21 protein-coding genes, 2 tRNA genes and 1 pseudogene are annotated in these 22,121 nt (G+C 61.2%); 11 read left to right on the top strand and 13 right to left on the bottom strand.

Going from position 1 to position 22,121, the window contains the following annotated elements:
* Positions 1-274: 274 nt before the first annotated feature.
* The 6 genes and pseudogenes from NLY43_RS02895 to NLY43_RS02870 all read left to right on the top strand — a co-directional run bounded on the left by NLY43_RS02895 (position 275) and on the right by NLY43_RS02870 (position 4,855).
* Positions 275-1,177 (top strand): LysR family transcriptional regulator, encoded by a 903-nt coding sequence (locus NLY43_RS02895; protein ID WP_050590340.1) that lies wholly within the window; start codon positions 275-277, stop codon positions 1,175-1,177.
* Positions 1,178-2,147: 970 nt separating this feature from the next.
* Positions 2,148-2,408, top strand: coding sequence for a metal-sensing transcriptional repressor (locus NLY43_RS02890; protein ID WP_023684828.1), 261 nt, complete (start codon positions 2,148-2,150; stop codon positions 2,406-2,408).
* Positions 2,405-3,436 carry a cation diffusion facilitator family transporter gene (locus NLY43_RS02885; RefSeq protein ID WP_023694080.1) on the top strand — a complete coding sequence of 344 codons (1,032 nt, stop codon included), beginning with the start codon at positions 2,405-2,407 and terminating at the stop codon, positions 3,434-3,436. The genes NLY43_RS02890 and NLY43_RS02885 overlap by 4 nt, the downstream gene beginning before the upstream one ends.
* 39 nt (positions 3,437-3,475) lie before the next feature.
* Positions 3,476-4,188 (top strand): annotated as a pseudogene (locus NLY43_RS32680) (HoxN/HupN/NixA family nickel/cobalt transporter).
* Between the two features lie 134 nt (positions 4,189-4,322).
* Positions 4,323-4,511, top strand: a complete 189-nt coding sequence (locus NLY43_RS02875; RefSeq protein WP_023699951.1) for a hypothetical protein — start codon at positions 4,323-4,325, stop codon at positions 4,509-4,511.
* Between the two features lie 98 nt (positions 4,512-4,609).
* Complete coding sequence (locus NLY43_RS02870; protein ID WP_023723634.1) at positions 4,610-4,855, top strand: hypothetical protein; 246 nt, start codon at positions 4,610-4,612, stop codon at positions 4,853-4,855.
* 1,247 nt (positions 4,856-6,102) lie between these two features.
* On the opposite strand, the gene NLY43_RS02860 is transcribed toward NLY43_RS02870, so the two are convergent.
* The 4 genes from NLY43_RS02860 to NLY43_RS02845 form a co-directional block, all read right to left on the bottom strand.
* Positions 6,103-6,396, bottom strand: a complete 294-nt coding sequence (locus tag NLY43_RS02860) for a helix-turn-helix domain-containing protein (RefSeq protein ID WP_081726963.1) — start codon at positions 6,394-6,396, stop codon at positions 6,103-6,105.
* Positions 6,397-6,720: 324 nt separating this feature from the next.
* On the bottom strand, positions 6,721-7,020 hold the full coding sequence (locus tag NLY43_RS02855) for a DUF1236 domain-containing protein (protein ID WP_023669226.1): 300 nt from the start codon (positions 7,018-7,020) through the stop codon (positions 6,721-6,723).
* 383 nt (positions 7,021-7,403) lie between these two features.
* Positions 7,404-7,670: a hypothetical protein gene (locus NLY43_RS02850; RefSeq protein ID WP_155923348.1), complete on the bottom strand. Its 267-nt coding sequence runs from the start codon at positions 7,668-7,670 to the stop codon at positions 7,404-7,406.
* Positions 7,671-8,312: 642 nt separating this feature from the next.
* Positions 8,313-8,540, bottom strand: a complete 228-nt coding sequence (locus NLY43_RS02845; RefSeq protein ID WP_023713545.1) for a hypothetical protein — start codon at positions 8,538-8,540, stop codon at positions 8,313-8,315.
* A gap of 1,387 nt (positions 8,541-9,927) precedes the next feature.
* On the opposite strand from NLY43_RS02845, the gene NLY43_RS02840 reads away from it, so the two are divergent.
* Complete coding sequence (locus NLY43_RS02840) at positions 9,928-10,218, top strand: hypothetical protein (RefSeq protein ID WP_023731498.1); 291 nt, start codon at positions 9,928-9,930, stop codon at positions 10,216-10,218.
* Positions 10,211-11,398, top strand: coding sequence for a site-specific integrase (locus NLY43_RS02835; RefSeq protein ID WP_050589311.1), 1,188 nt, complete (start codon positions 10,211-10,213; stop codon positions 11,396-11,398). The genes NLY43_RS02840 and NLY43_RS02835 overlap by 8 nt, the downstream gene beginning before the upstream one ends.
* Before the next feature lie 45 nt (positions 11,399-11,443).
* Here NLY43_RS02835 and NLY43_RS02830 read toward each other — a convergent pair.
* Positions 11,444-11,520, bottom strand: a tRNA-Asp gene (locus NLY43_RS02830).
* Positions 11,521-11,738: 218 nt separating this feature from the next.
* On the opposite strand from NLY43_RS02830, the gene NLY43_RS02825 reads away from it, so the two are divergent.
* Positions 11,739-11,814, top strand: a tRNA-Val gene (locus NLY43_RS02825).
* A gap of 60 nt (positions 11,815-11,874) precedes the next feature.
* On the opposite strand, the gene NLY43_RS02820 is transcribed toward NLY43_RS02825, so the two are convergent.
* Positions 11,875-12,426, bottom strand: a complete 552-nt coding sequence (locus NLY43_RS02820) for a hypothetical protein (RefSeq protein WP_027049537.1) — start codon at positions 12,424-12,426, stop codon at positions 11,875-11,877.
* An 87-nt stretch (positions 12,427-12,513) separates the two neighbouring features.
* On the opposite strand from NLY43_RS02820, the gene NLY43_RS02815 reads away from it, so the two are divergent.
* Positions 12,514-13,335 (top strand): M15 family metallopeptidase, encoded by an 822-nt coding sequence (locus NLY43_RS02815; RefSeq protein ID WP_023711514.1) that lies wholly within the window; start codon positions 12,514-12,516, stop codon positions 13,333-13,335.
* On the opposite strand, the gene NLY43_RS02810 is transcribed toward NLY43_RS02815, so the two are convergent.
* The 5 genes from NLY43_RS02810 to NLY43_RS02790 form a co-directional block, all read right to left on the bottom strand.
* Positions 13,336-14,106, bottom strand: a complete 771-nt coding sequence (locus NLY43_RS02810; RefSeq protein WP_023711513.1) for an SDR family oxidoreductase — start codon at positions 14,104-14,106, stop codon at positions 13,336-13,338.
* A 13-nt stretch (positions 14,107-14,119) separates the two neighbouring features.
* Complete coding sequence (locus tag NLY43_RS02805) at positions 14,120-15,115, bottom strand: ABC transporter permease (protein WP_023711512.1); 996 nt, start codon at positions 15,113-15,115, stop codon at positions 14,120-14,122.
* Positions 15,116-15,275: 160 nt separating this feature from the next.
* The gene (locus NLY43_RS02800; RefSeq protein ID WP_023684845.1) at positions 15,276-16,316 is read right to left on the bottom strand and encodes a sugar ABC transporter substrate-binding protein; all 1,041 of its coding nucleotides are present in this window, start codon (positions 16,314-16,316) and stop codon (positions 15,276-15,278) included.
* A 41-nt stretch (positions 16,317-16,357) separates the two neighbouring features.
* Positions 16,358-17,122: an ATP-binding cassette domain-containing protein gene (locus NLY43_RS02795; protein ID WP_023669142.1), complete on the bottom strand. Its 765-nt coding sequence runs from the start codon at positions 17,120-17,122 to the stop codon at positions 16,358-16,360.
* Positions 17,119-18,285 (bottom strand): ROK family transcriptional regulator, encoded by a 1,167-nt coding sequence (locus NLY43_RS02790; protein ID WP_023697545.1) that lies wholly within the window; start codon positions 18,283-18,285, stop codon positions 17,119-17,121. Before NLY43_RS02790 ends, NLY43_RS02795 begins: the two co-directional genes overlap by 4 nt.
* A gap of 209 nt (positions 18,286-18,494) precedes the next feature.
* Between NLY43_RS02790 and NLY43_RS02785 the strand changes: the two genes are divergently transcribed.
* Positions 18,495-19,676 (top strand): M24 family metallopeptidase, encoded by a 1,182-nt coding sequence (locus NLY43_RS02785; protein ID WP_023711510.1) that lies wholly within the window; start codon positions 18,495-18,497, stop codon positions 19,674-19,676.
* Between the two features lie 422 nt (positions 19,677-20,098).
* Here NLY43_RS02785 and NLY43_RS02780 read toward each other — a convergent pair whose 3' ends face one another.
* Positions 20,099-21,376: a M23 family metallopeptidase gene (locus tag NLY43_RS02780; protein WP_023684850.1), complete on the bottom strand. Its 1,278-nt coding sequence runs from the start codon at positions 21,374-21,376 to the stop codon at positions 20,099-20,101.
* Positions 21,377-21,542: 166 nt separating this feature from the next.
* Positions 21,543-22,010, bottom strand: a complete 468-nt coding sequence (locus NLY43_RS02775) for a peroxiredoxin (protein ID WP_023697549.1) — start codon at positions 22,008-22,010, stop codon at positions 21,543-21,545.
* Positions 22,011-22,121: the final 111 nt, after the last annotated feature.

Below are 22,121 nucleotides of genomic sequence, written 5' to 3'. Positions count from 1 at the left end.
TCCCCTGCCGGCTCCCACCCCATGCCGCAAGGGCATGGGGACCCCGAGCACCGCCATTCCTCGCGAGACAAGAAAGTCGTTCCTGCGCCGTCCTCCGCGTTGCTCCGGTCGCAAGCGATGCGTCGTCGCTCGCCTCCGGCCAAGTGATCGCCATCGAGGCCGCATGGTGCGGGCTCGGGAACAGAAAATGGAGACTTACAATGGCTACCATCGGCACCTTCAAGAAGTCCGCCTCGAACGAGTTCACCGGTGAAATCGTCTCAAGCTCCGTCAGCTGAAGGTCTTCCGGGAAGTGTTGCGGGCCGGTTCGACTAGGCGGGCGGCGGCTGCGCTCGGGATAAGCCAGCCGGCCGTCAGTCAACATGTGAAGCAGCTTGAGACCACGCTCGGCATCACACTCTTCAAGAGATCAGCCAACCGCATCGTCCCCTTGCAGGAAGCCTGGGAACTCCTGCGAAACGTAGAACTGGCCCTGACGTCGCTGGATCGCCTGGACGCGTCGATCTTCGCTATGAAGAACGAGGAAAAGCAGCGGATTGCGATTGCCGCGCCCTCTGTTTTCGGTTTCGTGACCTTGCCCAAGGTCGTGGCGATTATCCGCTCAAAGACCGCTTCGAATGTCCGGTCGATTTCTGGAAGCTACGAGCAGATCGGCGAACACATCCTGGCCGGCCGCGCCGATCTTGGAATTTCGAGACTGCCTCTGGATCCAGGCTTGTTTGAATGGGCGCCGCTTGGGTCGGCACGAAACGTATGCATTTTTCATCCCGACCACCGCTTTTCAAAACAGACCTGTATTGAGGCGCAAGACCTGGCAGGCGAAACGATCGTCGATATCGATCCCCAGTTTGCCGCCCACCAGATGAACTTCAATGCCTTGCGCTTCGCCGGCGTTGAGCCGGACATACTGGTGGAATTCGATTGCAACGGTCACGAAGCCGGATACGTTTCGGCTGGCCTGGGCATTTCGATCACAAACGAGATCATCGCACGTGAGTACGCGGCGTTTCAGCTGGGAGTAAGGCCAGTGGAACCGTCCGCGCTCTATCACTACGTGGCGATTTGGCAGAGGGGCAGGACCTTTTCCAACGCCTTGAATGTATCGCTCGAGGCGATAATCACAGCGTTTTCGAAGACGCCGACGAGAGAGCAACAGTTTCTCAAGACGTCGTCCTAGCCGGCCATGGTTTATTTCGGTTGGGACGTGCCGCATAAGGCCCAACCGGGAGGCTTTCTGCGAAGTGGCGCGAATGGCTAGCCTGAACGGCCAAACTGATAGCGAGCGCTCCGCGAACGGCTGGATCGACGGCCCCTATCCGGCGCAGATGGTGCCGTTGGCCGTTCCCGAAGCGGTGCAGGAATTGGTGGCTTCCAGTCTAGAAGTCCAGTCTCGCCCAATGGGCGGCCCTACGCCGCCTTAAGCGCAGGCAATTGCGGGATTACGCTCACCAGGCAGGGTGCTGGTCTGGACTGGCACTGGCAATCCGAAAAGCGGACAGACCTCCCAGAGCGCTGGCAGCTTGTTGCAGAGCTTGCGCGCTCCACGCCGTCCTTTCACGCGGCGAAGTTTCTGTGTCGCGCTCGCAGGGCAACAACTCGCCGCTCCCTGGATCCTTGGGGAGCGACGAGCGCGGGTTGCTACCGAACCTTCCGCCGTCGTTGAACTATGCTGGATGAGTCCAGCTACTCCAGATCGATTGCCCGCCGGCTCATGCTGGCGGGCTTTTTGCGTCAGCCGGGAACATTCCCGCTCCAAGGCAGTTCGGTCACACCCGGCTCGTTCTTCAGCGGTCCGGCCGGTGACCAAGATGCGTCCCTCACTCGTCATGGTCGGCCCGCGCAGCCTCGGAAGCAGGCGCGGGCCATCCATCACAAAGCCCGCTGATCCGACCGACGGGCTTCTTCAGTTTCACCACGCAAAGAAAGGCCCGGTCGTGAACTGACCCCATAAAGTTGGACGGTTCATTGAGTTGGTAGGTTTAATGGCTGGTTCCTGTATTGCACAGGGGCCAGCCCTTTCAAGCCCAGATTCCAATTTCCGGAACCATTCAGCGCCATGGATACACGCTCTGCGGGGTGGCTGATCAAGAGCCGATCTGCGCTCACATCATACTTGACGCATCCTCCCTGGGGGGATACCGGTGGGCATGTCCGAAGGCATCCATAGTTCTCATCCGGCTATCGTGAAGCGCTTAAAGCGCGCACAGGGGCATCTTGCATCCGTGCTTGGCATGTTCGAGGCGCAGCGATCCTGCCTGGACCTGGCGCAGCAACTCCATGCAGTGGAGAGCGCCATCAGCAGCGCAAAGCGAGAACTGATCCACGATCATATCGAACATTGTCTGATCGACACGGAAGCGGGAGGCAACTCGCTGGCAGAGCTCAAGCAACTGGCGAAATACCTATGACCAGTATCGGCGCACGCGTCTTGGATTGGTTCGGCTTCGGGTCACATGATCATGACGCGCATGCTCATGACGATGGCTCGCACGGCCATACGCACGGGGTCATCGACGCAACGATTGCAACCACTGACCGCGGCATCTGGGCCATCAAATGGTCGTTCGTCATCTTGGCCATGACGGCGGCATTGCAGATGGCCGTGGTGTTGGTGTCACGCAGCGTGGCGCTGTTGGCCGATACGATCCACAACATAGGCGACGCCACAACCGCCATTCCGCTCTGGATCGCATTCATGCTGGCACGACGCAAGCCGTCACGGACCTTCAGCTACGGCCTTGGCAGGGTAGAGGATCTGGCCGGTATCATTATCGTGCTGATCATTCTGTTCAGCGCCATCGTCGCCGGGTACCAGGCTATCGAGCGCCTGGTCAGTCCGCAGGCAGTGACTCATCTCGGTTGGCTGACCGCGGCGGGCATTGTCGGCTTCCTCGGGAATGAGGCCGTCGCGGTGTTTCGCATCCGTATCGGCAGGGAAATCAACAGTGCGGCGCTCGTCGCCGACGGCTACCATGCCCGCACCGACGGGCTTACCAGCCTTGCAGTGGTCATCGGCGCCATGGGCGTCTGGCTCGGATTTCCACTGGCCGACCCGATCATCGGGCTTCTCATCACGGTCGCTATATTCGGTATCGTCTGGCAATCGGCGCGCTCAGTGCTCACCCGCATGCTCGACGGCGTCGAGCCGGGCGTGATGGCCGAAATTCAGCATGCCGCTGCGCATGTGCAGGGTGCTCGCGTTGTCGACGCCAAGGCCCGCTGGATTGGCCACAAGTTGCATGCCGACATCGCTATTGCAGCCGACGGAACCTTGCCTCTCTCAGAGGCAAACAAGATCACGGCGGCGCTGGAGAACGAACTGTTCGAACACATGCCGGCGCTCGCAGCTGCCAACATCCGGTTTTCGACCGACCAAGGTGAGCACGAGCATCCGCACTCTCATGATCAGGGCGAACATCACGGCCACCAGCACTGACAACTGCCGGAAACCACTCGCTTTTGCCGGTCTCGGCTGATGTTCCAGGCGCTTGTCGAATTTCAGCGCTCCATATACCTGGCGCTCGCAGATCAGATAAAGCTGCTGTCAGTTGGCGGTGATTGGCTTGCGTTCCTTGCCTTTCTGCCGATGGGCCTCCTGTTCGGTGCGGCACATGCTCTGACGCCCGGCCACAGTAAGGCTGTCTTGGCGACTTACCTTGCAGGTTCGGATGCGAAGGTTTCGCGCGGCCTCCTGGTGTCGATTACGCTGTCCTTCACTCACGTGGCGACAGCGGTGCTGATCGCCGTATTCTCCCTGCCGCTCGTCTCGATTGCATTGGGCAGCGTTGGACGCGCACCACTGCTTGAGGGTGTGAGTCGCGGTCTGCTCGGGCTGATCGGCGTCTGGATGCTTTGGCGTTCGGTGAGCCACGGCCACCATCACAAGCATGAGGGCGAGCCGTTGGAGTCATGGCCGGTTTGATTCCGTGCCCGCCGACCCTTTTTGTCATGACCTTCGCGATTTCCAGAGGGGTGCCGGGAGCTGGAATTCTGTTCGCAATCACCATGATGGTGGGCGTGGCCCTAACGCTGTCCAGCGTGGCGGTACTGTCGATCTTGTTTCGGGAGCGCCTGGTGCATTTTTTCGACAGCAGGCCACGGCTGTTCGATACCATATCGCGAGCAATCGAAGGCGCAGCGGGCCTTGCCCTCGCCAGCGTAGCGGTCTGGCAACTTACAGCCGGATAGAGCCACAGCTGTCCACAGACCCTCTCCTTTCTTAGGAAAAGGCGATGAGAAGCTGCGGCACGCAAGGCTGCTGGATTTCTGGGAGGATGATGGAAATGGCCGTGCCTAAGAAATAGCGCGCCACCTACGCCTGGATGTACGGCGCCCAAGCGCGCAAGGATGGCAAGGAGCGTGAGGCGCCAGCTTACTGGCAGGAACATGCCGATGCGTGGCTGCAGGGCTTTGACGGTGTGGCGATGGCTGGTTTTGGTAAGACCAAGACCGTCAAAGACGAGATGGAAGCCGAGGTCGACGAAGCCGCCGTCGAGCGGCCCGCCGAATAGCCATTTTGCCGTATGCCGTATGGTCGTTTTTGATTGAAGAAAGGGCTTCGTTGGGCCTATAGAGATTGCGTTTACCATTGCCTTTTTGGGAGGATGCGATGGTTGCAACGCCCATAGAAATCGCTCAAGCCGCTACTGCGACTACGGCCACCTTGCTGAAGTGGCAGAAGTCCATGGAGGAACGCGCCACGTTTCGCCAGAACATGGATCAATCGCGCAGGGCGATTCAAGCCTCACGCGATCTGCTGAAGCGCCTTCGTCAACGTCATCGCGACGACATGGCGGAAAGTTCGGAAAATGCCAACCCGTCTACTGCGCCGATATCGCAACGCGCCGGCAGCTAGCGGGAGGCGACCAGAGCCGATGTGATGGGTAAAGTTTCACTGGCCGTTCCTTGGGTGGGCAGGCAAGTTAAACTTTGTCAACGAGCGGCCTTTTTCGCGCTCGCGGAAGCGCCACGTGGCTTTCGACCAGGCGCACGTGCTCGGCGTCGACAGTCACCAATGGCCGGAGGCTGACGGTTACCTTGTCCCCGTCGATGCGTGTGACAGGGCCGATCAATTCCATATGCTGGCCAATTACAGCCTTCGAAGTCGAATCGACAACAGAATGCGGGAAGTCGTAGGAGGGGATCGTCACGCTTATGCGATCGGGCGTCACGCGGCCGCGCACAATCGCCGTGACTGCGACCTCGTCGCCAACTTTGATAGTTCCCCGAGCCATGCCCAAGACTTTGGAGCAGCCGGCGCCAGCGTCAAGATGAGGGGGAGCTAATAAAACCCCTCCGCGCCGCGATGCAACATCCAGCGCTAATGCGGATTCCACCTTGAAAGATCGATTCCCCAGGTCTTATAATCCGTAATTAGCCTATTGGAGGTGGAGGGAACTGCGATGGGCGGCACAGTTCAGAACACAAACTCAGACAGTGTGGAGTGGCCGAAGCCTGCTGAGAATGGCTGGTCCGCGTTATAGAGAAGGGCAAGGAAGACAGCTGATCGAGCTCGAATCTTATGCCATGGCCTCTGCGGAAGGCCAACGGATCCGTCTAATCTCGAGAAGTTCGGTCGCGAGGCTTTGCCGGTCCTGTCCCATTCCACTGGATGAACTGCGCGTTCTGGCCGGTGATACGAGCCTTTGAGCTACGGCCGAGTATGGTGAGGCCACGGAGACGATCCGGATCGAAGGGCAAGGAACAGCTTGCCTGCCCCCTTCAGCATTTGGACTTAGGTCTGATTGCTCCGCGTAAATGGCCGAAGCCGGAAACATTTCTCCTTCTACTTTGTTGCAGTGGCCGTGCCGCTGAGGAGAACATGCACAGCGCCTCTATCAAATGAACTGCGCGACGTACCTTTAGAATTCCAATGCCCCTCCTGTTCACGCGCTATGGTGAGAAGGGGATCCTGGCTGAAACGATTGCCGGTTTCAAATGCGATAGTTGCAGGTCCAGAGTGCGGATCGGCTACCAAGAGAAGCTGGCCATATTCGAGCGGCACCTTAGAAAGGTGAGCGCCAGCACAAAGTCAGTGAACAACCGCCCTTGTTAGCGGCCGCTTTAGAGATCGGGTGCAGTGGGTACACGGGCTTTTCCCCGCTATCCTTTTTTCTCCCGGCCCCGCCACCGTCTATTATCGGCGGCTAGGCCGCTATCACCTTCTGAGCGGGCTAGCGATGGAGTGCCTTGGACGGTGAAAACGATTCCGGCATCCTCAAACGCTTTGCGGATGGCGGCGATGTTGTGGGGACGCGGCTTCCTGAATCCGTTCTCAAGATCGCTGATCACCATTTCGCTAAGATTGGCCTTGGCGGCAAGTCGCACACGCGGCCAGTTCAGTAGGGCTCGTGCTGCTCTGACTTGATCTGCTGAGAGGAAGGTTCGGCTGTCCATAGCCAGTCGAACATTTAGTAACGCTAAACTGTTCCTCTTGACCTTCTGCGATTTCTAACGGTGTGAGGCCGGCCTGTCGCAAGCCGTCATCGATTGTGGCTGCAACCTTTCGGACGGTTGTTACCTCGGCTCCAACAAGACGTGCTGCCTGCATTCTTGCTTGGAGATCAGCCAAGCGGGCAGCCAGGGCTTGCGTCCTCTCGAGTTCAGGGTTCGTCATGTTCATTGTCCAGCTGAGTGGCAATTTGAATTTGTCCGGCTGAGTATCGTTTGAATGCACACGCTCGCCACCCAAGGGTGGCGAGCGTGGGTTCGTTCGAAATCTCAGTCGTAAACTTTCACGATCTTGCGGGTGCCCGGATCGACCAGGACCGTGCGGTTGTCGACAACCACGTAACGGTATTTGACGTTCGGGACCTCGTGGATCTCAACAGTTTCCGGCAGAGCTGTCCCGACGTTCAATTCCACGCCGGGAAGGTTCACCGAAGCCAAGGGCTGCTTCTTGACATACTCACGGATGACCGTGTCCTGTTCCGGCTGGATGATAATGTCGTCAGCGGCGGCGGAGCCGATCCCCGCCAAGAGCAACATGGCTGCGGCGGTGTTCACGAAGTGCATCTTCATATCTTCTCTCCTGCAAGGACCGGCACACGACGATCATCGTCCCGCACTGCCCGGCAACCAACTTTGAACCGGGGTAAACGTTCCCGCCTACGCACCTTTGTCTAATCCGATTGGTCTAAAGTCCGACCGTACAACGCAATGGTCTTACCTTTGGACCAGGCGGAACGGATTAGGGCTTCAGCTTGTTGGTTCTCCACAACGGGAGAGAACAAATGGATCAAAGTGTTGGCCAGGCGCGATGGTTGCTCGCACCGATTTTTGCAACAGCCGTTACCTTTCTGGTAATGGCGGTCGTCCTTAGCTGACATGTCTTGGATCGGCGCAGCCAGGTCCCTTCCTGCGCTGATAGGATTCGCGAGTTGCTTGAGCGGCTGGCGAATCCTCTATTTTACCGTGCGCTGGGCCTGCTCCTTCAGCAGGCGGGGCGCTTCGTTCAGCTCATGTAACTTGGGAGGTTTACTATGGATCGGCGATCCTTTTTGACAGCGATATTTGGCGTTGCAGGGGCAGCAGCCTTTGCAAGCGCGGTCCGGCCTATCAACGCATTGGCCGGTGTTCCAGCGGCCAAAAGCGGCATTCTCGAAGAACTCGACGCGCCAGACGCCTTCGACAACGAAGGTACTCACGCGGAAGTGGAGCCGGTCAACCATCGGCGCTACTACGACCAAGATTACGACCCAGACTACGACCCAGATTACTACCACCGGCGCCGCCGCCGCCGGCGGGGCTGGAGAAGAGTCTGCCGTAGTTACTGGCGACACGGGCGCCGTCGGGTCCGGTGCTATCGCCGACGTGGTCCTTCGATCGTCTTGCGATTTTAGCTAGTCGGCTGCTTCTGCCCATGGCCCGTTCCGGCTGACGTGCTGAGAACGGGCCGGTACGATTCCTTTTTCGTGGCAAACGCAATCCATCTGTCCAAGGGCACTCATCAGCAGGGCCGATGGACCTGACTTACAGCTTGGTGGTGTCGCTGTGGTGCGCCAGGAGCGGTCTGACGATCCCTCTTGTGCAGCCCTTCGGCTGCCGCCAGCCTAGGAAGGCTTTTCGGAACGTTTGGTTCTGGCCGTTAGGCCACGGGGCCAAGCTCAGCCATCAGGACACCCCGCAGGCGATGAGCAGCGGGGCCTGGTAAGGCCCGGCGACCTCCTTTTGACATACGGGGAGAAACCAAGAAGGGCGCCGAGCCTTACCGGCGCTGCTTTGAGGGAGCGACGCCGGACGAGATGAGAGTAGGCGATAATGCTAATCTCTGCGGACCATGCAAATGAAGGAAAGCCGTGTGCGATTCTTCGCTATCCAGCCACGAACCTCTGCCTTTCGGACATGGTCGCTCGATCGAAGATGAAGAACGCCTGATGTAGCTGCTCGACTTCGTAGAGCCCGACCCGGATCTCGAACCCTGTCTGGCCGGTGGCATCGAAGTCACCGGGACCGATGACAGGGAAGGCGACGACCATGGCGAAGCGGACGACGAGCGCGAAGCCAACGATGCCGAGTATGGCTTCATAGAGGGAGGGCAAGGCCTCTAATTGTCCGGTCGAGAATGAATAGCCGGCTGCCTGACGGTGGCTGGCTTCAGTTTTTGTGTGGCACGATGTAGCGACTGCTCACCGCACCCGCCCCTGTGCCCCGCGTGACGACAATCGTGCTATACCCGGCTGGAACGGAACCTGTAGCGGAGGGATCGATCGAACTGCATCGCCCCACGATCTCCCCGTTGGGAGCGCCCTCGAGCCTCACGGATAACGCCAACTGGCATGTGTCAAGGGATCCGAACATGGACGGTGATGTATCGAGTGGCTTGCAGACTCCCTGGGCGGGACTGCAAGAAAGCAAAATCATCACAGCTGCAGTTGCCGGATCCATTCGTGAAGCTCCGTTGTTCGACGAGCCTCAACGCAGAATAGCGAGCTTTGTTTCGTCGGTGCTAAAATACGAGTTTTCTGGTCTGGCTCACGGTGGCGGGCTTTCCATTGTCACAGCTTTCGCCTCTCAATTGTCCCGATCCCGAACGGTAAAACAGCGCGATCGGGTCTCAGCCACAGGCCGACGACTATTTCGACCTAATGGTCTCGGAGCGAGCGCGGCTGCCCCATCCACGGTGTAGAGCGTGCTCCAGCTCTACAACTTACAGCGAAGGTTTCGTCTTTGAGATCGTCGAGCGCCGCGGCTGTCGCGGTTACCGGGCTCCCAACGCTCTCTTCCGCATTGCCGGCAGAGGCGAACACTGCGACCAAAGGCATGCCAAGGATCTGACCGTTACGACGTGAGATGGCCACTGGACGGATATGGCAAGGGAACCTTGGATCGATCCTGACCATGCCGGGCCGATGCTGACGCGCATGCCGTTGGCTCATCGAGACCGAGGAATTCGCAGAGACCATTCATGCTCGCTAACTGCGCATCTCCATGTCAGTCGTCGTAGTCGGGAAGAAATCCATTTCGTTGCCGAAGCAAGTTCGTGACCGTGAAATCAGCTAACCGGCGCCGAAGGAGCGTCAGCATGGCGACGCCGCAGGCGAGACGCCGGGCCGCCGCCCCAAACGAGGGTGCCGTTTCAAGGCTGGTGATTTCGCCAGAGCACAGGGTGCGATTCTGACTACGCACAAGCCAGACGCTGTCATGGCGATGCTGGGTTGGCCGGGCGTAGCGGCTTCGAAGCCGCCGATTACTAGTATTCTCGCTCTGTGGCTGCCGATTCTGCGATTAAGGATTGGATGAATAGGCATGGGGGAGAAAGGCCGCTATTCTAAGCCTCATTCCCCCTCGATGCAGGAATAACGAGATCATGGAGTAGGAAAATCTCATGCTATACGGCGGAGGTTCTTACACGGGCGAGATTCACACCCGCCCAACCACAAGGCGCCCATCCGCTGCCCGATGGACGGTGGATAGAGTTTTGGTGCCATGAGCCAAACCCACACATTACAACCGTCATCTATCCGCTTCCCGGTACAACCACGGCTGGTGCCGGCGATCAAGGCGGCGCGTTATCTCCACCTGACGCTGCGGGAATTCATGGAATTGCTGCCCGAGTTGCAGGATCAAGGCTTTCCCAAGGCCTGCCCAATCACCGGCAACTACGACATGGTTGCGATCGACGCCTGGCTCGATCAACGCTCGGGTCTTGCAGGATCAGGATCCGGCGCGCAGTCTAGCATTGACATTGCAAGAGCGAGGCTGGCGACCCTTGGGTAAGATCAAGTTGAAGCACTACGTCATCCGTAAGGGCAAATACGGCTACTGGCTGCCGACGCCGAAGATGGTCGAAGCTGGCTTCAGATGCATTTCCTGTGGAATCGACGGGCCTGAGGCTTGGACGATAGCCCGGGAGTGGGAAGACCGCTGGCAGGAACTCCGCAAGGGCAGGGAGCCGTCGCGCCTGCATGTATGGCCAAAGGATTCCATCGGAGACGCCTTTGCACGCTATCGCCGCATGGATGCATGGAAGCGCAAGCCACCGCGCACCCGCGAGGATTGGGAGCGCGGTTGGACCTTCATCGAGCCGTACTTCGCCGACCTGCCGCCAGCCGACATCACCCTCGAGCTGCTCGACGACTGGTATGGCCGTCTGCTGCGGGTCAAAGGTGTCGACATCGCCTACCGTGCCGTAAAGACGTGGCGTTCGCTCTATAATGTCATGGCCGGCATGAAGCTATGCCCGCCCGGCTCCGACCCATCGCAGGCGATCCGCCGCCAGACGCCACCACCGCGCCACCAGACCTGGACGGCAGGCGAGGCGGTGCGCATGGTCAAGGGCGCCTGGCGCGCCGGCTACCGCGGACTGGCCTGCATCATCGCCGTTGCGTGGGACACGAGCTTCTCACCCGTCGACGTGCGCACGCTCAAACCGGCGCAGGCAATGCAGACAGCACAGGAATGGGGTTTTCTGATTGCACGCAGCAAGAGTGGCGAGGCGGCTTTCGGCACGCTGTCGTCACGCACGCAGCGCCTGGTGCTGGCCTATGTCGAATCACTAGGCGTCACCCTGCTTGACGATGCGCCGATCTTTCGCTCGCGCGGTTTCGCGCCGGGCCTGAAGGGCGGCCGGCCGCGCGCCGGCGTGCCTTACACGAAGGATTCTCTGGTCGACGACTTTGCCGATCTGCGCACGCTGGTATTCGGGACATCGGAGAAGCGGCGGCTGATGGACATGCGGCGTTCCGGCGCGGTCGAGGCGAATGCCGGAGGCGCGTCGGTCGAGGCAATCTCGGCCAAGATGGGCAATTCGATCGACGGGAACAAGGCGCTGCAGAAGACCTATATGCCGGTCAATCTGGCCGCCGTCCGCTCAGCCGATGCCAGCCGCCGCAAAGGCAGAAAGCTGCTTGGCCTGGAACGGAACGAATACAGAAAGTTGAAACTCTCCGGAGAATGAGAGTTGAAACTTTTCAAGGGGCGGTAGCTAACCCCTTGAAATGAATGGCGCGAGTGACGGGGCTCGAACCCGCGACCTCCGGCGTGACAGGCCGGCACTCTAACCAACTGAGCTACACCCGCGCATTGGACGAGCACGTGTCAGCCGTGTTCGTCGTTGGGGCGGTGGATAAGGGGTTCGCCACCGGGTGTCAAGCGCAGCTGGACAGCATAAACGCAAACAGGAGAAGGTTTTTTGACGGGCGGCACTTTGCCCGCGAAAACCACTGTGCGGCTAAGCTCGTACCTGTTCATTTGGCCTTGCGAAGCCGGTTGCGACCGCTTAAAGGTCCGGCCGGAGCGGGCGATTAGCTCAGTTGGTAGAGCGCTTCGTTTACACCGAAGATGTCGGCGGTTCGAGCCCGTCATCGCCCACCAAGATCCCGGATTCCGGGCGCGGCCTCAAAGAGCCGCACCCCCTTTCATGCCGGCACCAGTCTACTTCCTGATGTAGCAGGTCTTCTTCGCACGGGGAGCGGGATCCTCGTCAAAGGCATCGTTGCCGCAGCGCACGCCGTTCCTGAAAACGCCTTGCGTGAACCGACCGCGCGCTCCGTATCTGACCACTTGGCGGCCACGGAAATCACAGAACTGATTCTCCCGGGCGCAGGCCACCCATCTGCCGCGGCCCTGGCCGTAATCATCATCGCCGTAATTGTCGTCGTCGTCATCGTTGTCGCCATAGTCGTTACCGCCGCCGCGCTTCACGATATAGCAAGCCTTGTCGCGGCCAGGCGCCGGGTCCCCAAAGACGCGATTCGTACACGGCACGGAACGACGATCGAAGAAGCGGGAGGTGGTCTGGCCGCGCGCGCCGTAGACCACTTCCGAGGGGTAGGGCAGGCGGCACGTGCCGCCTTCATCGGCGCATTTCTGCATGCGCTGGGCCGACGCGGTGGCGGGGAAAAAGATAGAAACTGACGAGGCCAGGCCGACCAGGCAAATGAATGTAAACGTCATCCGGATCAAAGCAGTGAAGGTTTTTGACATGATTTTGTCTCCCGTTCGATTCGACCAGCATGGTACAGCTGCCTTGTTAAATGCACGATGAATGAAAGCCCTCGCGGAGGCAGCACAATGATCGACCATCCACGGCGGCTGATGTTACAGCTGCTATTGGCATTGACAATCTCTGGTATTGGGCGCTTCGCCTATGCGGGGAATGTGGGCGACGGCGTCGACCAGCCCGCCGCCAAGGCAGCCTTGCTCAAGGCCTATCCCGGCCTTTTCACCATTTCGGGCAATGTCCTGACCTGGACCGACGGCACCACCATGGTGTGGAACGACGGCAAGGCTCGCGACGCCGACGCGCTGCTTGAGAGCCCCGACATCGAAGACATGTTTCGCTACGTCTATCCCAGAGCAGCCGAGGGCGCGCTGGTCCCGGCGGAGGATTTCGATCCCGGCCGTATCCGCAATGAACCTTTCTTCGAGAAGCTCTACGGGGCAAGTGCCGCCGAGGTGGGCAAGCACATCGCCAACGTCAAATGGTTGCCGAAGCTCGGCAAGAAGACCGTGCAGGTCACCAGGATTTTCGGCATCAACGACCGGCTGGGCAAGGTCTCCGCTGCGCTTGAGGCGATGCCCGCGGAGCTGAGCCGTTACGGGCTCAAGCCCGGCGGCGGCTTTGTCTGGCGGCCGATCGCCGGCACCGACCGGTTGAGCGTTCACTCGTTCGGAGCGGCCTTCGATATCAATGTCGGCTTCTCCGACTATTGGTACAACAACAGGAACAAAACCAACCCGAAGGCCCACATTCCCTTCAAGAACCGGATTCCGCTGGAAATCGTGGAATTGTTCGAGAAAAACGGCTTCATCTGGGGCGGGCGCTGGTATCACTACGACACCATGCACTTCGAGTATCGGCCTGAGTTGCTGCTGTACAAGAAATCCGGCTGATCACGGCGGCAGCAGCCGGAAATCCTTGCCTTCGGGCAGCAACTGGCCGCCGTCGACGACGATGGTGGTGCCGGTGATGTAGCTGGCATCGTCGGAGGCGAGGAACAGGAAGGCGTTGGCGACGTCGCGCGGACTGCCGAGGCGTCCGAGCGGGATCGAATCCTCCATGTTCCTGATGTAGGCGGCGCCGCGATGCAGCTCGATCGCTTCGGTCAGGATGTTGCCGGGCTCGACGCCGTTGACGGTGATGCCGTAGCCCGAAAATTCCAGCGCCGCCGAGCGGATGAAGCCGTTGATGCCGGCCTTGCTGGCGGCATAGTGGCCGTGGCCGGGGCTGGTGACGTGCGGACCGGTGATCGACGAGGTGTAGAGCATGCGCCCGTAACCTTGCACCTTCATCGGCGCCAGCGCCGCCAGCGTGGCGTTGAACGTGCCGCGCAGATTGACCGCCATCACCCGGTCCCAGTCGTCCGGGCTGGTGTTTTCGATCAGCTGCCAGGGATAGATGCCGGCATTCTGCACGACGATGTCGAGGCGGCCATGGCGGCTCAGCGCCAGCGCCACCGCAGCTTCTGCATCGGCCATTTGCGAGATGTCGGTGCGAATGAAATCCGCGCCGAGCTCGTCCGCGGTCGCCTGGCCGGCTTCGGCCTCGCTGTCGGCCAGGACCAGCCTTGCGCCTTCCTCGTCAAAGCGCAGCGCAATGCCCTTGCCGATGCCGCGCGCGCTGCCGACGATAAGCGCGACCTTGTTCTCAAGCCGTCCGGTCATGCGAGCCGTCCTCTCATGCCAGTCTTTGGCGAATGGTTTGCTTGAAGGCGTCGAGCAGCACGGCGGCGAGCACCAAAAGGCCGTGGATCACCTGGGTGAAATTGGCCGGCAGGCCCATCAGGTTGATCGCCGTGTTGATGGAGGAGAGCAAAAGCACGCCGGCATAGACGCCGGGCAAGGTGCCGACACCGCCTTTCAGGCTGACGCCGCCGATGACGACGGCGGCAAAGGCGTTGAACAACAGCCCGGTCCCGAGATTGGCGGTGGCGCCCGAGGTGCGGATGGCGAGCAGCCAGCCGGCGAGGCCGGCGATGGCGCCGGCCAGCACGAAGGCGATGATCAGGTTGCGGTTGACGCGGATGCCGGCGCGGAAGGTCGCTGTCTCATTGCCGCCGATCATTACGAGGTGGCGGCCGAACGGCGTCTTGGCCATGATCAGCGAGAACAGGACGAAACAGGCGACGGCGATCCAGGCGGTCAGCGGTAGGCCGGCCAGCCGCTGGATGCCGAACCAGCGGATGGCCGGCGCCAGATCCTGTGCCGAGCGGCCGCCGGAAATCACCAGAACCAGGCCGCGCACCCAGATGTAGGACGCCAGCGTGATGATGAAGGCGCTCATCTTCACCTTGACCACGAGATAGCCGTTGAAGGCGCCGATGAGGCCGCCGAAGGCGAGCGCAACGAGCAGCGAAACCGGAACCATCAGCCACTGCGGATTGAGCTGTATGCCCATGCCGATACCCGACGAGCAGAACAGGATGCCGACCGTCATGGCGCTGAGTGCGGCCACCGATTCCACCGACAGGTCCATATGGCCGGCAATGATGACCAGCGACAGGCCGATCGACATCACGCCGAGAACGCTCGATGCTTCGATGATGTTGGCAAAGATGCCGAGCTGGAAGTAGTTGGGGACGAAGACGGAAAAGACAACCAGCACAAAGATCAGCATGAACCAGACGAGGTTGTCGAGGACGAACTCCAGGGCTTTGCGGCTGCGCGGGTTCATGGGCTGATCCGGTTGGCGCCCCCGAGAAAATCAGGCTGAGAAATCAACTCGATTTCGTCGTGTTCAGGCGCGGGTTTAGGTTCGCCACGGTGTCCTGGGACGCGGCGTCGTGAATGGGCAGGCTCCGGGCCGCAATGGCCCGGAGCGCTTCGCTAGGCGACTATTCGACAGACTTGATCGTGTCCGTCGGCGGCTTCTGGTTGCCCCAGAAGGCCGGATTGTCGACGTTTTCCTTGGTGATGGCGGCGCCCGGGATCTTGATGTTGGGGCCCCAGCTCTCCTTGGTCACGGTCGACTTCAAGCCGAGCACGTCATACTCGCCAGGCTTGATTTCCTGCTTGCCGGCGATCTTGTCCATGAACATCGCCACGGCCGCGGCCTGCGCGTAGAGCGGCTGCTCGACTTCGACATTGAGCCAGCCCTTGCGGATCAGGTCGAGACCGACCGGAGCGCCGTTCGAGCTCATCAGCATGACGTCGCCCGGCTTCTTGCCGGCGGCCTCGAGCGAGGCGACGGCTGCGACCGACAGGTGCGCGGCATGGCTGAAGATCAGGTCGATGTCGGGGTTGGCGAGCATCTGGTCGGCAACGATCGTGCCGGCGTTGCTGGCTTCCCATTGCATGGCCGGCAGCGAGATGATCTTGACGTCAGGAAACGCCTTCAACTTCTCCTCGAAACCCTTCTGGATGTCGAGCGTGTAGGGATCGCCGGGATCGCCGAGCACCTGCAGGATCTTGCCCTTCACAGAACCGTTCTTGGCGGTCAGAAGCTTTTGCGCCTGCTCGGCGGCGACGTAGCCGATCTCGACCGTGCCCGCCACCGAGGTGAAATCGGACGGGGTCGAGGTGATCTGGCGGTCGAACTCGACCACCGGGATGCCGGCCGCACGCGCCGCTTCGATGGACGGCTTCAGCGCGTTGAAATCGACGGCGGCCAGGATGATCGCCGCCGGCTTCAGCGCAATGACGTCGTTCATCTGCGATTGCTGCGCGTCGGTCTTGTTGTCGGCGTTGAGTGTTTTCACCTCATAGCCGACCTGCTTGAGGAACAGCTCCAGCGCGCTCACCGAGCCGGTCTGGAATTCATCGAGCAGGGTCGGGACCATATAATAGACGGTGCCCTTGGTCTGGGACATTGCCGGCGTGAGCGAGGCAAGAGCCAGTGCCAGGATACCGAAGACAAGAACCAGTATTCGCTTCATGTCGTTCGCTCCTCTTTTATACCGGACCCCTCTTTTGTCCCTCAACCTGCCGGTCCGGCACCGGCAAGCGTCTCACCGGTGATCATGTTGATCACCGCATCGGGACTTGTTTTGTTGCGTGCGACATCGCCGGCCACGACGCCTTGCCGGATCACCACGATCCGGTCGGCGACCTGGAAGGCCTGTTGCATGATATGGGTGATGATGACGACGCCGATGCCCTGGTTGGCCACCTGGCGGATCATCTCGAGACCGCGCCTGGTTTGTTCGACGCCGAGGGCGGCGAACGGCTCGTCGAGCAGCACGAGCTTGCCGCCCCAATGCACGAAGCGGTTGAGCTCGATGGCCTGGCGCTGGCCGCCCGAGAGATGCTCGACATTGGTGCGCAGCGACGGGATGCGGGTGCCCGCACTTGCCAGCGCCTTGCCGACCACGGCCTCCATGGCGCGCTCGTCGAGGATGGGGACACCGAGAACCTTGCGGGTGATTTCGCGGCCCATGAAGAAATTGGCGACGACGTCGACATTGGTGCAGAGCGACAGGTCCTGGTAGACGGTCTCGATGCCGGCAGCCTTGGCCTCGGCCGGCGTTTTCGCCAGGAATTCCTTGCCCTCGAACAGCATGCGGCCGGAGCTCGGCTCGAGGCCGCCGGCGATGATCTTGACCAGTGTCGACTTGCCGGCGCCGTTGTCGCCGAGCAGCGCCACGACTTCGCCCTTGCCGATCGAGAAGCTGATGCCCCTCAGCGCATGAATGGCGCCGTAATTCTTGGTGACGTTTTCGAGTACCAGCAGCGGTTCGGTCATGCCGCCACTCCCTTGCTGTGCATGAGGTCGGACCGGCGCTCGCGCTCGGCAATGAACATCTGGCCGAAGCGCGGCGACAGCACGCCCGAAACGGCTAATGCGGCAGCGCCGCGCAGCACCGAATGCTTACCGCCGGTCGCCACCGTCACGCGCGGTGTCTTGCGGTCGCGCCGCGCCGAGACCGAATTGGGAAGCTGTCCCGCCGCGCCGACCAGCTTTTCGAGCAGGTCGGTGGGCGCAAGCCCGCCGAGGATGACGGTTTCCGGGTCGAACACATTCTCGATGGTGACGATGGCGTTGCGGAAGATCGGCGCGATCTCGGCCACCCAGGCGGCGTCGCTGATGTTGCGGCGGCGACGTGCTTCGAGCGAGAGATACCGTTCGAGGCAGCCGCTGTTACCGCATGGGCAAGGCTCGCCACCGGGAACGGCAGGGATGTGTCCGATTTCGCCGGCATTGCCCCAGGCGCCGCGCATCACCGCGCCGTCATGCACGATGACGCCGCCGAGGCCGACGCCGAAATAGAGGTAGTAGTATTCGGAATAACCGGAGCCGAGACCGTAAAGCCGTTCGCCCATGGCCGCCGCCGCCATGTCGGTTTCGAAGAAGGCCGGCAGCCCGGTCGACGCCGCCAGCCGTTCCGGCAGCGCGACATCCTTCCAGCCGGCCATGGTCGTCGGGCCGACGAAGCTCATCGACTCCACGCCGAACGGTCCAGGCAGCGCCATGCCGATGCCGAGCACGCGCCCGCCGGGCCGCAGCGCGGTCAACTCGGGCACCATCGCGCCGATCAGCTCGAAGGCATGGTCGGGCGTCGCATGCGGCGCCTCGCGATGCATGCTCTCGATGACATCGCCGCTGAGATTGATGAGCGCCGCGTCGATCCCCAGCGGGGTGAGGTGGACGCCCACGGCATAGCCACCCTCGGGGTTGATCCTGAGCGTCGCCGGCGGCAACCCGCGTCCGCGCGGCTCCTCGCGCAGCGACAGCACATAGCCATGCTCTTCGAGTTCGCGAACGATGGTCGATACGGTCTGGACGGTGAGGCCGACCCGGCTGGCAATGTCGCCGCGAGCGATGGGACCGTGAAGGCGGATGGACTCCAGCACGATGCGCCGATTGTAAGGCCGCCCGAACTCCTGATTGGTCCCCCGCAGTGCCATGTCCGCGCCCCTTAGGAAGGCCAAGACTTGCACAGGCAATTTATTCAGTCAAATGGAATTCAAAAATAATTCGGAATGGTTCCCGGACGCGGTGCAGGACCTGTCCCATGCGCCGCGCTGGCCGATTGCAGCCGGGCTGAAACCACGCAATGACGAATGACGTCAGGCGGGCGCGGGGCTCGCCGGCCAACAATCCAGCAGGAAAACCGATGATCGAATTGCCTTTTGCGCGCAATGAGTACCAGCGGCGGCTCCAGAAGATCCGCGCCGAGATGGCGGCGCGTGGGCTGGAACTGCTGGTCGTCAACGATGTCGCCAACCAGCATTACATCACCGGCTATGACGGCTGGTCGTTCTACACGCCGCAGGTCGTGCTTGTCCCGATCGAAAACGAGGCCGAGCCGGTCTGGATCGGCCGCGCCATGGATGCGGCAGGCGGCTTGCTGACGGCCTGGATGAAGCCGGAGAATGTGGTCGGCTTCCCCGAGGACCACGTGCAGCGCGCCGATCGCCATCCGATGGACTGGATAGCGGCCTGCATCGTCGCCAAGGGCTGGGGCGCGAGACATATCGGCATCGAGCTCGAAGCCTATTATTTCTCGCCGAAGGCGCATGCCCGGCTCGTCGCCGGCCTGCCCAATGCGAAATGGCACGACGCCGATCTGCTGGTGAACTGGATCCGCGCCGTCAAATCCGCGCCCGAAATTGCTTATCTGCGCAAGGCTTCGACACTTGCCGAATCGGCGGTTTCGCGGGCCTTCGAAGTCATCGCGCCAGGCGTGCGCGAATGCGAAGCGATTGCCGCGATCCAGGCGGCGCAGATTGCCGGCAGTCCAGACTTCGCCGGCGACATCACGGCACTGCCGCCGACCATCCTCGGCGGCGAGAATGCATCGGCTCCGCACATCATGTGGAGCGATCGGCGCTTCGGCAAGGACGAAACGATTGCGCTCGAACTTGCCGGTGTCTGCCGCCGCTATGCCGCAGGCCTCGCCCGAACGATGCAGCTCGGCAAGACGCCGGCCCGTGTCGCCGACACCGCAAAGGCGGTGATCGAAGGCATGGATGCGGTGCTCGACGCGGTCAGGCCGGGGACCACAGCCGAAGCGGTCGAGGCCGCATGGCGCAAGGTTATCCAGCGCTACGGGCTGAAGAAGGAATCGCGCATCGGCTACTCCATTGGCGTCGCCTATCCCCCGGATTGGGGCGAGCACACGATCAGCCTGCGGCCCGGCGACAAGACCGCGCTGCAACCCGGCAATGTCGTGCACTCCATTCTTGGCATGTGGATGGATGGCTGGGGCATCGAGATCAGCGAGACCATTCTGGTGACCGAGACCGGCCATGAGACGCTAACCAAATTCCCGCGAGACATCCATGTCAAATCCTGACCGGCCCGCAGAACCGGGCGGTGCCGCGACCCCGCCATCGATGCCGGAATTCTCGATCGGATGGTCGAGATCCGCCGTCATCTGCACCGCCATCCCGAATTATCGAACCGCGAGATTGGCACGCGAGCTTATCTCAGGCCGATGCTGGCCGGGCAGGGGATATCAGATCCGCGACGTCGCCCGCTACGGCCTGGCCGTCGATATTGTCGGCTCCGGGAGGCCGTCAATCGCAATGTGGCGATAAGGGTGATCCATGCCCGTGGCCATGACGCCCATGCCTCGATGGGCTTCGCAGTGGCCGTGCATGGTCTCAGCCCAGGGACAGTTTTGTCGGCACGGGTCCGCGCTTGGTGCGACCTTGGATCCGGAACCAGCGGGCAGGGCGCGGAGAAGTTGGGCAGCAACAGCCGCCTGGCTTGACCCTACAGATACTGCTCGACCTTCTTGCCGACAGTCAGGAAGCGCAGCGGGTCGATGGCCTCGCCATTGTGGCGGACCTCGTAGTGCAGGTGCGGGCCGGTCGAGCGGCCGCTGCTGCCGGTCTTGCCGATGATGTCGCCGGCCGCGAGTTTTTGGCCGACGGCAACGTCGATCTCGCTCAGATGGCCGTAGCGCGTGGCAAAGCCGTTGCCGTGATCGACCTCGACCATGCGGCCATATCCGCCGTTCCAGCCGGCCTTGGTGACGATTCCGGCCGCGGTGACCTTGGCCGCCATGCCGACCGGCGCGCGGAAATCCATGCCCGAGTGCAGGGCAGCGGTGCCGAGGATGGGGTCGGTGCGCACGCCGAACGGGCTGGTGACGGAGTGGCCCGGCGCCGGGTTGGCGAGCGGCAGCCGCCGCGCCTCTTTCTTCAACTGGTCGAGCGTATCCAGCGCCTCGTCCAGTTCCTTGACCTTGCTGTCGAACATCATCGAGCTGTCAAGCGGGATCAGCGGTCCGCCGACATCGCTTTCGTTCTTGCCGAAATCACTGTCGACCGGCAGACCGGCGGCTTCCAGCGCCTGGGTGATGGCATCGGCGTTCTTGTAGGCGTTGTCGGCCAAGGTTTCGATGCGGGTGAGCTGCTGGCTCTCGATGTTCTTCAGCGATTCGTTGATTGTGACGAACAGTTTGTCGGCACGGTCGGCAGCCGTTTCGCTGGGCAGCGGATCGGAACGTGTCGACCACAGCGAGAATGGCCTCGTGTCGCCCGAACCAAGGCTGGCGACCGAATAGGCGAGTGGCTCGCCGCCGGTCAATTCGGCATGCTCGTCGGGTTTTGCCGCCACATCCGCGGCGGCCGGCGTGCCGACCTCGTTTTCGGCCCGCTCGAGAATCGGGCCGAGGCGGCCATGGCGCTGGCTGAGCTGGCTCTGCCGCTCGATCAATTCGCTGACCTTGGTTTCCATCAGTTTTTGGTCGAGAAGCTGGCGGCTGGTGATGCGGTCGACCTGCGCGCGCAATGCGGAAATGCGATCTTCATAGGCCTGCTGCATGCGCGCCTGCCGGGCCGTGGTGGCGCCGATCAGATCGTCGCGCAGTACGAGATAGGAGGTCGCCAGGAGATAGCCGATGGCGATCGCCGCCAGTGCCGAGCCCAGAAAGGCGACGAGCCACGGCCGGATGGTGAAATGCCGTATTTCATTGCCCCGCGCAATGATGATCGTATGCGGCTCCTTGCGCCTGCCGAAGACCGCTGACTGACCGGTTAGGTTCACGGGACCAAGCTTTCGTTACGACACCAACGAAGCCCGATTACACATTATTAGGGTTAACAAAGTTTTGCCGTCGAGCGGGCGCGCCAGTGACCAGCGGTGTCAGCCAACCGCATATGTGTCTTATTCCCCTAATGCAGGGCGCGGCGTTGGCCAGATCGGTGGGGCCTCAGAGCGCGCGGACCGCCTCCAGCACTGCTTCGGCATGGCCTTTCACCCGGACCTTGCGCCAGATCCCGGCGATCCGCCCGTCCTTGCCGATCAGGAACGTCGCCCGCTCGACGCCCATATAGTTGCGGCCATACATCGTCTTCTCGACCCACAGATTGTAGGCCTCGATCACTTTTCGCTCCTCGTCGGCAACCAGGTCGACGGTGAGATCGTATTTCGTTTTGAACTTGTCGTGCTTCTTCACGCTGTCCGGCGACAGGCCGATCACCACGGCGCCGGCCTTTTCGAACTCCGGCTTCAGCTGCGAAAAGCTGATCGCCTCATTGGTACAACTTGTGGTGTCGTCCTGCGGATAGAAATAAAGTACAACAGGCTTCCCCCGCATCGAGGCAAGGCTGAGTGAGCCGCCGCCGTCGCGCGGAAGATCGAATTGCGGCGCAACGTCGCCAACGTCGAGATCAGCCATATCGATGCCCTTGTTTGAGGTTACGCGGCCCTGAATCAAAGAGATAGAGCATGATGTCGTCCGAAAACCGCGTCACACTTTTCGGCGTCATGCTCTAGCCTGCATCGTTAT

This window comes from Mesorhizobium sp. C416B (assembly GCF_030323165.1).
Lineage (GTDB): Bacteria > Pseudomonadota > Alphaproteobacteria > Rhizobiales > Rhizobiaceae > Mesorhizobium.
The sequence above is the reverse complement of the archived record's forward strand: the minus strand, read 5'-3'. Positions and strand labels throughout refer to the sequence as shown.

What these genes read in the sequence shown, in the direction of transcription:
- NLY43_RS02820 (WP_027049537.1), bottom strand. Translation starts at nt 12,426, where the DNA reads ATGTCAAAAACCTTCACTGCTTTGATCCGGATGACGTTTACATTCATT.
- NLY43_RS02805 (WP_023711512.1), bottom strand. Translation starts at nt 15,115, where the DNA reads ATGAACCCGCGCAGCCGCAAAGCCCTGGAGTTCGTCCTCGACAACCTC.
- NLY43_RS02885 (WP_023694080.1), top strand. Translation starts at nt 2,405, where the DNA reads ATGACCAGTATCGGCGCACGCGTCTTGGATTGGTTCGGCTTCGGGTCA.
- NLY43_RS02795 (WP_023669142.1), bottom strand. Translation starts at nt 17,122, where the DNA reads ATGACCGAACCGCTGCTGGTACTCGAAAACGTCACCAAGAATTACGGC.
- NLY43_RS02775 (WP_023697549.1), bottom strand. Translation starts at nt 22,010, where the DNA reads ATGGCTGATCTCGACGTTGGCGACGTTGCGCCGCAATTCGATCTTCCG.
- NLY43_RS02890 (WP_023684828.1), top strand. Translation starts at nt 2,148, where the DNA reads ATGTCCGAAGGCATCCATAGTTCTCATCCGGCTATCGTGAAGCGCTTA.
- NLY43_RS02800 (WP_023684845.1), bottom strand. Translation starts at nt 16,316, where the DNA reads ATGAAGCGAATACTGGTTCTTGTCTTCGGTATCCTGGCACTGGCTCTT.
- NLY43_RS02875 (WP_023699951.1), top strand. Translation starts at nt 4,323, where the DNA reads ATGTACGGCGCCCAAGCGCGCAAGGATGGCAAGGAGCGTGAGGCGCCA.
- NLY43_RS02815 (WP_023711514.1), top strand. Translation starts at nt 12,514, where the DNA reads ATGATCGACCATCCACGGCGGCTGATGTTACAGCTGCTATTGGCATTG.
- NLY43_RS02785 (WP_023711510.1), top strand. Translation starts at nt 18,495, where the DNA reads ATGATCGAATTGCCTTTTGCGCGCAATGAGTACCAGCGGCGGCTCCAG.
- NLY43_RS02790 (WP_023697545.1), bottom strand. Translation starts at nt 18,285, where the DNA reads ATGGCACTGCGGGGGACCAATCAGGAGTTCGGGCGGCCTTACAATCGG.
- NLY43_RS02855 (WP_023669226.1), bottom strand. Translation starts at nt 7,020, where the DNA reads ATGAAGATGCACTTCGTGAACACCGCCGCAGCCATGTTGCTCTTGGCG.
- NLY43_RS02840 (WP_023731498.1), top strand. Translation starts at nt 9,928, where the DNA reads ATGAGCCAAACCCACACATTACAACCGTCATCTATCCGCTTCCCGGTA.
- NLY43_RS02860 (WP_081726963.1), bottom strand. Translation starts at nt 6,396, where the DNA reads ATGGACAGCCGAACCTTCCTCTCAGCAGATCAAGTCAGAGCAGCACGA.
- NLY43_RS02850 (WP_155923348.1), bottom strand. Translation starts at nt 7,670, where the DNA reads ATGGTTGACCGGCTCCACTTCCGCGTGAGTACCTTCGTTGTCGAAGGC.
- NLY43_RS02870 (WP_023723634.1), top strand. Translation starts at nt 4,610, where the DNA reads ATGGTTGCAACGCCCATAGAAATCGCTCAAGCCGCTACTGCGACTACG.
- NLY43_RS02810 (WP_023711513.1), bottom strand. Translation starts at nt 14,106, where the DNA reads ATGACCGGACGGCTTGAGAACAAGGTCGCGCTTATCGTCGGCAGCGCG.